The organism is Gemmatimonadaceae bacterium, assembly GCA_035533755.1.
Lineage (GTDB): Bacteria > Gemmatimonadota > Gemmatimonadetes > Gemmatimonadales > Gemmatimonadaceae > JAGWRI01.
This window is the reverse complement of sequence record DATLTC010000011.1, coordinates 1-9,446: the sequence shown is the minus strand read 5'-3', so window position 1 is coordinate 9,446 and position 9,446 is coordinate 1. Positions and strand designations below refer to the sequence as shown.

Sequence of the window (9,446 nt, the reverse complement as noted above, 5' to 3'; positions counted from 1 at the left end):
GAGAGAGTCCGGATATGCCCCAATGTGGGGCACCCCGCCGCCGGACCTCCTCGGTCCCACAGACATGGCCATTGCCCTGACGACCGCCCAGGATTCCGGAAGTTCCTCCACGCCCGCCGCCGACGGCCGGCCCAATCTCGCGTGGCGCGAGATGGTCACGCCGTTCGAGGCGCCATCGCTGGCGCGGAGCATCTGGCAGGTGGTGAGCACGCTCGTGCCCCTCGCGATCGCGCTCTACGTCATGTATCGCAGCCTGGCCTTGCCCTACTGGGTCACCCTGCTGCTCTCGGTCCCCGCCGCGGGGCTCACCGTGCGCACGTTCACGATCATGCACGACTGCGCGCACGGCTCGCTGTTCGAGAAGCGCTGGGCCAACGACGTCGTCGGCTGGTTCACCGGCGTGCTGGCGCTCACGCCGTACGTGCAGTGGCGCCGCGACCACGTGCTCCATCACGCGTCCTCCGGCGACCTCAACCGCCGCGGCCACGGCGACGTGTGGACGCTCACCGTGCGCGAATACCAGGCGCAGTCCCGGCTCGGCAAGTTGCGCTATCGCCTGTTCCGCCACCCGATCGTGCTGTTCGGCCTCGGCCCCCTGCACCTCGCCCTGGGCCAGCGCTGGCGCTCGCGCAGCACCGCCTCCGGCACCAAGGAACTGGCCAGCGTGCGCGAGACCGACCTCGCGCTCGTGGCGCTCGTCCTCGGCTTCTCGGCGCTCATCGGGCCGCTGGCCGTCGTCAAGATCTACGTCCCCGTGTTCATGATGGCCGGCGCCGCCGGCATCTGGCTGTTCTACGTGCAGCACCAATTCGAAGACACGTATTGGGCCGCGCACGAGCAGTGGGATTACGTCACCGCGTCCATTCGCGGCAGTTCGTACTACAAGCTCCCCGCCGTGCTCAACTGGTTCACGTGCAACATCGGACTGCACCACGTCCACCACCTGAGCCCGCGCATTCCCAACTACCGCCTGCACGAGTGCCACGCCGCCAACGAGCGGCTGCAGGAAGCCACCACCATCGGCATCCTCGAGAGCCGCAAGAGCGTGCGCCTCACCCTGTGGGACGAGGACGCCCACCGGCTCGTCGGGTGGGACGCCCTGCGCCGCACCCGGCAGACGGCGTAGCCCATGACACGCCGCCTCCGCGCCCCGCTCGCGGCCTTCGCCCTCGTCGTCACGGCCGTCCTCGCGCTCCCCAGGCTCGCCGCCGCGTGGAACGCCACCGGCCATCGCACGATCGCCGAGATCGCCTGGGAGCACATGACCCCCACGGCCCGAGCGCGCGCCGTGGCCCTGCTCATGCACGGCCCCGAGCTCGCGAATCTCGCCTCGCTCCGCCCCGCCGGCGGCCCCATCGAGGAGCGCGACCGCGCGTTGTTCCTCAACGCCGCCACCTGGCCCGACCTCATTCGTGGCCGCGCCCTGCCCTGGCACGCGTACGACCACCCCACCTGGCACTACGCCGATTTCTACTGGGACGTCGTGAACGGCCAGCCGCACGACATTCCCGGCACCGGCCCAGCCGCCGAGAACGCCGGCGAGCGCATCGTCGCCTTCCGCCACGCGTTGAGCGATCCGGCGGTGCCCGACACCACCAAGGCCGTGGACCTCGCCTGGATCCTCCACCTCGTGGGCGACATCCATCAGCCGCTCCACGCCAGCTCGCGCGTCAGCACGCAATCCCCGCTCCCGCTGGGCGACAAGGGCGGCAACGACTTCATGCTCGACGACCGCCACCGGCTGCACGCGTACTGGGACGACATCCTCGACACTTCCATCCCGCGCGCGCTCGACGAGGACCAGGTGGCGTATGCCTCGCGTCTCGCCGCGCAGATCGTCCAGGAGCATCCGCTGGCGTCCGTGGATTCACAGGCCCGGTCGCAGGACGTCTCGGCGTGGGAGCACCAGGGACTCGAGATCTCGGAGCACCAGGTGTACGACGGCATCACCCAGGGCGAGGCGCCGTCCGCCGCGTATCGGGCGGCCGCGCTCGCCACGGCGCAGGCACAGATCGCGCTGGCCGGGTACCGGCTCGCGGCGCTGCTGAACGCCGCCTTCAAGTAGCGCGCGGCGGCGCTACGCGTCGCCGCGCTGCGCCACCGCCTTGTAGCGCTCCCACTCGTCGTGCGAGATCGGGCGCGCCGGCACGCCGCCCCACCGCTCGCCCGCGCCCACCCGCGTGCCAGGAAGCAGCACCGAGTGCGCCAGCACCGTCGCGCCCTCGCCCACGTCCACGTCGCCCATCACCGTGGCCTTCTCGCCGATCGTCGCGCGACTGCCGATCGTCACCGGGGCGATCACCAGCCGTCCCGCGCCGCCGTAGTGGCAGAAGATCTGCGCGCTCCCGCCGATCGAGACGTCGTCGCCCAGCGTGATCATCGATACATCGGTGAAGTACTCCGTGGTGATGCGCGGCCGCTTGCCCATCCGCATCCCCATCGCCCGCAGAAACCAGATGCCCATCGGCGTCAGCGTCACGAACGGCAGGAAGGTGAACCGCACCAGGTAGAACAGCCCGTTGTGCAGGTACCAGGGCACCGCCGCGGCGGTGAAGTACCCGCCGTCGAACGCGCGCAACCGCGTGGGCAGGAGCAGGTTGAACACCGGCACCACCACGAGCAGCGCGAAGCCCCACACGAACGCGGCCGCCCCCAGCAGCATCCCCAGCGCCGGCCACCGCAGCCAGCCGTGCCCGTGCCACACCGGCGGCCCCAGCCAATCGACGATCAGCAGCGACGGCACCAGCGCGAGCCCCACGGCCGTCGCCGCCATCACGAAGATCGCGACCACGGCCAACCCGTAGCTCACGCGATTGAACCGCCGGATGAACCGGTCCACGGCCCCCGTGGGCGCGGCGCTTCTCGACGCATCGAAGTACTTCACCGGCTTCGGCCGCCGCTCACGTGACCCCGCCCGACGATTCCCTGGCGCCAAAGTAGAGGCCGCCCGCGGACACGAGGAAAACAACCAGGAACATGAAGAATCCATACACGCAGGCCGGATAGCCCCAGATCGTGCCCGGCGCTCCCGGCGACGGACAGGCCGCCGCACCCGCGCCGAACACTTCCCCGTAGCTCAACGTGCCCGAGAAGGCCGTTCCCAGCAGACTGAGCGCGAATACGATCTGCAACGCGCGTTTGATCACCATGTCGTGTCCCCCCATTCCGTCGCCGTGCCGTCCCAACGAAAGGTCACCGCGGGCCCACCCCGTGCAGCCGGGGAAACGAGAGCCCCGCTGTCAGGTCGGTCCGTACAAGACACGCACCGCGACCCCACTCAGCTTGCAGGTTCCACGGACTGATGGCGCGACCGGCCGGCCCCACCTTTCGGCATGGCAAGAAGCGGCACCCCACCTACTGGAAGGGAGATCACCATGCGCGCCCGCGACCTCATGACCACCAATCCGGCGGTCGTCACCGCCGATGACCCGATCACCAAAGCGGCCGAGGTCATGCGCAACCTCGACGTCGGCATGCTGCCCGTGGTCGACGACCTGCACACGCGGCGCCTGATCGGCATCATCACCGATCGCGACATCGTCGTGCGCTGCCTGGCCGAGCGCAGCATCGTGGAATGCCAGGTGCGCAACCACATGACGAGCAACCCGCTGGTGTATGTGAGCGAGGACTCCACGCTCGACCAGGTGGTCGAGAAGATGGAGCGGTATCAGGTGCGGCGGCTGCCCGTGGTCGCGTCCGACCGGCGCGTGATCGGCGTCGTCACGCAGGCCGACCTGGCCCGCCGCGTCGGACCCGACAACCCCGAACTGATCGAAGAGGTGCTCGAGCGGATCTCGACCCCCGGTGCGCTGACGCACTGAGCCCCGATCCATCCCGCGCATCCCTCATTCGCCCGCAACGCGGCCCGATGCCGCGAGGAGACTATGATGAAGACCGACATGCAGCTGCAGCGCGACGTGATCGAAGAACTCGCCTGGCAGCCCAACGTGCGCGAAGCGGAGATCGGCGTCGCCTGCAAGAACGGCGTCGTCACCCTCTCCGGGTTCGTGGATAGCTACGCCCAGAAGTACGCCGCGGGCCGCGCCGCCGAGCACGTGATCGGCGTCCGCGCCGTGGCCGACGACCTTCAGGTGAAACTGCCCAGAGCGTTCGTGCGCTCCGATACCGACATCGCGCACGCCGCCGTCACGGCGCTCAAGTGGGACGTCGAGGTGCCCGATTCCCGCATCCAGGTCCTGGTAGACGACGGCTGGGTCTCGCTCGACGGAGCGGTGGATTGGCAGTTCCAGCGCAGCGCCACCGAGAAGGCCGTGCGCTATCTCACCGGCGTCAAAGGCGTGATCAACCGCATCAGCGTGCAGCAACCCAAGGTCTCGGCATACGAGGTGAACCAGCGCATCGAGCAGGCGCTCAAGCGCAGCGCGGCGGTGGACGCCGACCGGATCACGGTGGACGCCAAGAACGGCAAGGTCGTGCTCCGCGGCACGGTGCGGTCGTGGGCCGAGCGCGAGGACGCCGAGCGCGCCGCGTGGGCGGCGCCGGGCGTGAGCGAGGTGAATGACGAGATCGCCGTCGGCATCTGACGGGCGACGGGAGGCAACATGCCGCACCGTTTTCGGGACCGCCGCGAGGCGGGCAAGGAACTCGCCGAGCAGCTGGCCCGGTACGCCCACGAACCGGACGTGATCGTGCTGGGGCTCCCACGGGGGGGCGTGCCGGTGGCCTACGAGGTGGCCGCCGCCCTCAGCGTGCCGCTCGACGTGTTCGTCGTGCGCAAGCTCGGCGTGCCCGGCCACGAGGAATACGCCATGGGAGCCGTGGCCGGGGGGGGCATTCGCGTGATCAACGAGGACGTGATCCGCGACCTGCGCATTCCGCCGGATGCCGTGGAACGGGTGGAGCGCGCCGAACGCGCGGAGATCGAGCGCCGCGAGGTGGCGTACCGCGGAGGCGCGCCTGCGCCGCCGCTCGCCGGCCGCGTCGTGATCCTCGTCGATGACGGCCTCGCCACGGGCTCGACGATGCTCGCCGCCGTGGCCGCCGTGCGCACGCAGCAACCCGGGCGCGTCGTCGTCGCCACGCCCGTGGCGTCGATGGAAGCCTGCGACGCGGTACGCCGCGAGGCCGATGATTGCGTGTGCGTGTCGGTGCCCGAGCCGTTCTACGGCGTGGGGCTCTGGTACCTGGATTTCACTCAGACGACCGATGAGGAAGTGCAGCGGTTGCTCGCTACCGCGCGCGCCGCCCGCCGTCCGGCCGTCGCGCATCCCTGATGGAAGTCGGGGGGAGGGCTGGACCATGTCTACCGTCACACGCGCAACGCTGCCGCAGCTGTTGCACGATGCGGCGTACCCCCTGGCGGGGGGCCCGGCCGATTTCGACCCGCTGCTCTCGCTCATCGGCGACGCCCCGTATGTCCTGATCGGCGAGGCCTCCCACGGCACGCACGAGTTCTACCGCATCCGCGCCGAGATCACCAAACGGCTGATCGTCGAGCGCGGCTTCTCGGCGGTGGCCGTGGAAGCCGATTGGCCCGACGCGTATCGCATCAATCGGTACGTGCGCGGCGCCGGCGACGACGCCGACGCCACCGAGGCCCTGGCCGGCTTCGTGCGCTTTCCGCAATGGATGTGGCGCAACGCCGACGTGCTCGACTTCGTGGGCTGGCTGCGCGCGTTCAACGACACGCGCCCCGAGCCCGACGCCAGGGTCGGCTTCTACGGCCTGGACCTCTACAGCCTCCACGCCTCCATCGACGCCGTGATCAGCTACCTCCTCAAGGCGGACCCGGAGGCCGCCGAGCGCGCCAAGGAACGGTACGCGTGCTTCGACCAGTTCGGGGCCGATCCGCAGAGCTATGGCTACGCCACCACGATCGGGCTCTCCCCCTCCTGCGAAGCCGAGGTCGTCGCGCAACTGGTGGAGTTGCGGCGCGCGTCGGCCGACCACACGCACCGCAACGGCCGCCTGGCGCCCGACGACCTGTTCTACGCCGAGCAGAACGCGCGCCTCGTGGCCAACGCCGAGCAGTACTACCGCGCCATGTTCGGCAGCCGCGTCTCGTCGTGGAACCTGCGCGACATGCACATGACCGAGACGCTCGACGCGCTCACCCGCTTTCTGCGCCCCCGCGTGCAGACGCCCAAGATCGTCGTCTGGGCCCACAACTCGCACCTGGGCGACGCGCGCGCCACCGAACTCGGCCGCTCGGGCGAGCTCAACGTGGGCCAGCTCGCCCGCCAGCGCTATGGCCGCGACGCCGTGCTCGTGGGATTCAGCACCTATGCGGGCACCGTCACCGCCGCCTCCGACTGGGACGAGCCCGCCGAGCGCAAAGCGGTGCGCCCCGGCCTGACCGGCAGCTACGAAGCGCTCTTCCACGAGGTGGAGATTCCGAACTTCCTGCTCCTGCCCAACGAGACCACCGAGCTCAGCCAGGCGATGGACCACGCGCGGCTGCAGCGGGCCATCGGCGTCATCTATCGGCCGCAGAGCGAGCGCCAGAGCCACTACTTCCACAGCCGGCTGTCGCGCCAGTTCGACGCCGTGCTGCACTACGACCGCACCCGCGCCGTGGAGCCGCTCGCCCGTACCGGGCTCTGGGAACGCGGCGAGATGCCGGAGACGTATCCGTCAACCCTCTGAGCGCCTCCGTGGCGCGCGGCACGGTTCGAGAGGAGAGTTTCACATGTCCAAGATCATCGACAGCAAGGTCCGCCTTCCCATCGGCCCGATCACGCTCGACGGCGACCTGTCCGTTCCCGAAGGAGCCACCGGCATCGTGCTGTTCGCGCATGGCAGCGGCAGCAGCCGCTCCAGCCCGCGCAACCGGCAGGTGGCGCGCGGCCTGCAGGACGCCGGCCTCGCCACGCTCCTGTTCGACCTCCTCACGCAGGAGGAGGGCGCCGAGGATGCACTCACCGGCCACCTGCGCTTCGACATCGAGTTGCTGGCGCGGCGGTTGCTCGCCGCCACCGACCTCGTGGCCCAGGGCCTGGCCGGCCGCACCTGGCGCATCGGCTACTTCGGCGCCAGCACCGGCGCCGCGGCCGCGCTCATCGCCGCGTCGCATCGGCCCGACGTGGTCCATGCCGTGGTGTCGCGCGGCGGGCGCCCCGACCTCGCCGGCGCCGCGCTCGCGAGCGTGCAGGCCCCCACGCTGCTCATCGTCGGGGGGGACGACCGGGTGGTGATCGACCTCAACCGCGACGCCTACGAGCGCCTCTGGTGCATCAAGCGCATGGATATCGTGCCCCGCGCCACGCACCTGTTCGAGGAGCCGGGCGCCCTCGAGGAAGTCACGCGCCTCGCCCGGGATTGGTTCGATCACTACCTGATCAAGCCGGCGGCCTTCGCGTCGCAGTCCGCCACCAAGCCGTAGCCGGACGCGCGGAACCCCCGCGAGCGGTATCGCTACCGCCGCGGGGGCTCTCTGCGCTGGTATCCGCCAATCACTCGGTTCGGCACCACGCGCTTCCATGGAGACGCATGGTCTGACCGACGGCTTGTCCTCGCCGGACGGGTCCGGGTCGGGTCCCCTGGGATCTCAGGGTCTCAGTTGTGGCCAGCTACCTCACAACCTGCGCGCCGGCGTTTGACGACCGTCGCACTTCCTTTTCGCCGGCGTCCCGGCGATCAAGGCCGCCTCCGCGGGAGTCCCGTCCCGCGAACGCGACGTCAATCTCTCGCCGCCTCCCGCCCACGGATGCCGGGGGTTCCCCGAACTCTTGTCAGGGAGTCGCCGCGCGCCAGCACCCCGTGCTATTATCGAGGCGATCGCTCCCCTGTGCCCGCCCGTCCCACCGCCTCCCTTCCCATGCACAACACTCGACTCCTGCTCCTCGCCGCGGCGCTCGGCGCCGCCCCCGCTCTCGCCGCCGCGCAACGCGCCGAGCCGGCCGGCCCCACGATCGTCGCCCTGCCGGCCGCCCGGCTGCCGCTCAAACACACGCCCACACCGACCACCGCCGCCATCACCGCCGCCGATCTCATGACGCGGCTCTACATCTTCTCCGACGACTCCATGCAGGGGCGCGAGGCGGGCACGATCGGCAACTTCAAGGGCACCACCTACATCGCCAACGAGTTGAAGAAGATCGGACTCGTGCCCGCCGGCGACGACGGCACCTACTTCCAGACCATTCCGCTCAAGTCGCGCACCACCGAACCGGCCTCGAGCCTCACGGTGAACGGCGTCCCGCTGGCCTTCGGCTCCGAGTGGTCGGCCATGGCGGCGGCGTCCGTCGCCAAACCGGACCTCGCCGTGGCCTTCGGCGGCACGTTCGGCGACTCCACCGCCACGATCTCACCGGCCGACGCGGCCGGCAAGCTGGTCGTGTACAAGCTGCCGCCCAACCCGATGGCGCTCCGCGCCGCGCGCGGCGGCGTGAATGGCCCCGCGGTCGTCGTCGTGATCGCGCCGGCGATGTACCTCCAGTACTTCAGCCGCCCGGCGCAGTTCGTGGACGATCCGTCCGCGGCCGCGCCCGCGTCCAGCGCCACGGTGGTGTTCGTGACCGCCGAGGCCGCGGCCAAGTTCTTCGACACGCCGCTCGACCAGCTCGCGCCGGGCGCCGCCGGCAAGACCGCCTCGCTCGACCTGCGGATCAGCACCGAGCCCGTGCCGTATCCGGCGCGCAACGTGGTCGGCATCCTGCCCGGCAGCGACCCGAAGCTCAAGAACGAATACGTGGCCGTCGGCGCCCACAACGATCACATCGGGTTCACCCACGATCCCGTGGACCACGACTCGCTGCGCTTCTTCAACCACATCGTCCGGCCGCTGGGCGCCGACAGCCGCGGCGGCCGCGCCACGCCGGCGCAGCAGGCCGAGGTCGATCACGAGTTGGCCGCCTGGCGCAAGGCGCACCCGGGCACGGCACGCCTCGATTCCATCGACAACGGCGCCGACGACGACGGCTCCGGCACCGTGACCGCGCTCGAGATAGCGCAGAAGATGGCGTCGCTCCATCCTCGCCCCAAGCGCTCCATGCTCTTCGTGTGGCACGAGGGCGAGGAGAAGGGACTGCTCGGCTCCGCGTACTTCACCGACCACCCCACCGTGCCGCGCGACTCCATCGTCGCCCAACTCAACATGGACATGGTCGGCCGCGGCGATGCCTGGGACGTCACCGGCACCACCAAGGACGGCAAGTTCCTGCACGGCGGCGCCCACTACCTGATGCTGGTGGGCTCGCGGCGCCTGTCCACCGAGCTGGGCAATCTCGTGGAGCAGGTGAACACGACCGACCACCACGGCTTCGTGTTCGACTACTCGATGGACGCCGACGGCCACCCCGAGAACGTCTACTGCCGCAGCGATCACTACGAGTACGCGCGCTACGGGATCCCGATCACCTTCTTCACCACGGGGCTCCACTCCGACTACCACCAGGTCACCGACGAGCCGGAGTACATCGACTACCAGCACATGGCCCGCGTGGGCAATCTGGTGGAGGACGTCGCCCTGCACGTGGCCAACCTCG

The 9,446-nt window shown here is 70.1% G+C and carries 10 protein-coding genes; 8 read left to right on the top strand and 2 right to left on the bottom strand.

Translation table 11 applies throughout. From position 1 onward, the window contains the following. The first annotated feature begins 64 nt into the window (after positions 1-64). Together VNE60_02875 and VNE60_02870 are read left to right on the top strand one after the other, a co-directional pair. Positions 65-1,126 (top strand): fatty acid desaturase, encoded by a 1,062-nt coding sequence (locus VNE60_02875; protein ID HVB30451.1) that lies wholly within the window; start codon positions 65-67, stop codon positions 1,124-1,126. 3 nt (positions 1,127-1,129) lie between these two features. Next, positions 1,130-2,065 carry a S1/P1 nuclease gene (locus VNE60_02870; protein HVB30450.1) on the top strand — a complete coding sequence of 312 codons (936 nt, stop codon included), beginning with the start codon at positions 1,130-1,132 and terminating at the stop codon, positions 2,063-2,065. 12 nt (positions 2,066-2,077) lie between these two features. Here the strand turns inward: VNE60_02870 and VNE60_02865 are convergent, their stop codons facing one another. Both VNE60_02865 and VNE60_02860 read right to left on the bottom strand, forming a co-directional pair. Next, entirely contained in the window at positions 2,078-2,884 is an 807-nt protein-coding gene (locus tag VNE60_02865; protein ID HVB30449.1) for a hypothetical protein, read from the bottom strand. 16 nt (positions 2,885-2,900) lie between these two features. Continuing rightward, complete coding sequence (locus VNE60_02860) at positions 2,901-3,149, bottom strand: hypothetical protein (GenBank protein ID HVB30448.1); 249 nt, start codon at positions 3,147-3,149, stop codon at positions 2,901-2,903. 225 nt (positions 3,150-3,374) lie between these two features. Between VNE60_02860 and VNE60_02855 the strand changes: the two genes are divergently transcribed. The 6 genes from VNE60_02855 to VNE60_02830 all read left to right on the top strand — a co-directional run. Next, the gene (locus tag VNE60_02855; GenBank protein HVB30447.1) at positions 3,375-3,821 is read left to right on the top strand and encodes a CBS domain-containing protein; all 447 of its coding nucleotides are present in this window, start codon (positions 3,375-3,377) and stop codon (positions 3,819-3,821) included. Between the two features lie 63 nt (positions 3,822-3,884). Then, positions 3,885-4,544 carry a BON domain-containing protein gene (locus VNE60_02850; GenBank protein HVB30446.1) on the top strand — a complete coding sequence of 220 codons (660 nt, stop codon included), beginning with the start codon at positions 3,885-3,887 and terminating at the stop codon, positions 4,542-4,544. 18 nt (positions 4,545-4,562) lie between these two features. Further along, positions 4,563-5,234, top strand: a complete 672-nt coding sequence (locus VNE60_02845; protein HVB30445.1) for a phosphoribosyltransferase — start codon at positions 4,563-4,565, stop codon at positions 5,232-5,234. Positions 5,235-5,259: 25 nt separating this feature from the next. Next, on the top strand, positions 5,260-6,606 hold the full coding sequence (locus tag VNE60_02840) for an erythromycin esterase family protein (protein HVB30444.1): 1,347 nt from the start codon (positions 5,260-5,262) through the stop codon (positions 6,604-6,606). 43 nt (positions 6,607-6,649) lie between these two features. After that, on the top strand, positions 6,650-7,342 hold the full coding sequence (locus VNE60_02835; GenBank protein ID HVB30443.1) for a hypothetical protein: 693 nt from the start codon (positions 6,650-6,652) through the stop codon (positions 7,340-7,342). 435 nt (positions 7,343-7,777) lie between these two features. Continuing rightward, positions 7,778-9,446 (top strand): M28 family peptidase (locus VNE60_02830; protein HVB30442.1); only part of this gene is annotated, 1,669 nt, incomplete at its 3' end.

Excerpts from the sequence above, each read along its gene's own strand:
- VNE60_02875 (HVB30451.1), top strand. The coding sequence starts at position 65 with ATGGCCATTGCCCTGACGACCGCCCAGGATTCCGGAAGTTCCTCCACG.
- VNE60_02870 (HVB30450.1), top strand. The coding sequence starts at position 1,130 with ATGACACGCCGCCTCCGCGCCCCGCTCGCGGCCTTCGCCCTCGTCGTC.
- VNE60_02860 (HVB30448.1), bottom strand. The coding sequence starts at position 3,149 with ATGGTGATCAAACGCGCGTTGCAGATCGTATTCGCGCTCAGTCTGCTG.
- VNE60_02855 (HVB30447.1), top strand. The coding sequence starts at position 3,375 with ATGCGCGCCCGCGACCTCATGACCACCAATCCGGCGGTCGTCACCGCC.
- VNE60_02850 (HVB30446.1), top strand. The coding sequence starts at position 3,885 with ATGATGAAGACCGACATGCAGCTGCAGCGCGACGTGATCGAAGAACTC.
- VNE60_02845 (HVB30445.1), top strand. The coding sequence starts at position 4,563 with ATGCCGCACCGTTTTCGGGACCGCCGCGAGGCGGGCAAGGAACTCGCC.
- VNE60_02840 (HVB30444.1), top strand. The coding sequence starts at position 5,260 with ATGTCTACCGTCACACGCGCAACGCTGCCGCAGCTGTTGCACGATGCG.
- VNE60_02835 (HVB30443.1), top strand. The coding sequence starts at position 6,650 with ATGTCCAAGATCATCGACAGCAAGGTCCGCCTTCCCATCGGCCCGATC.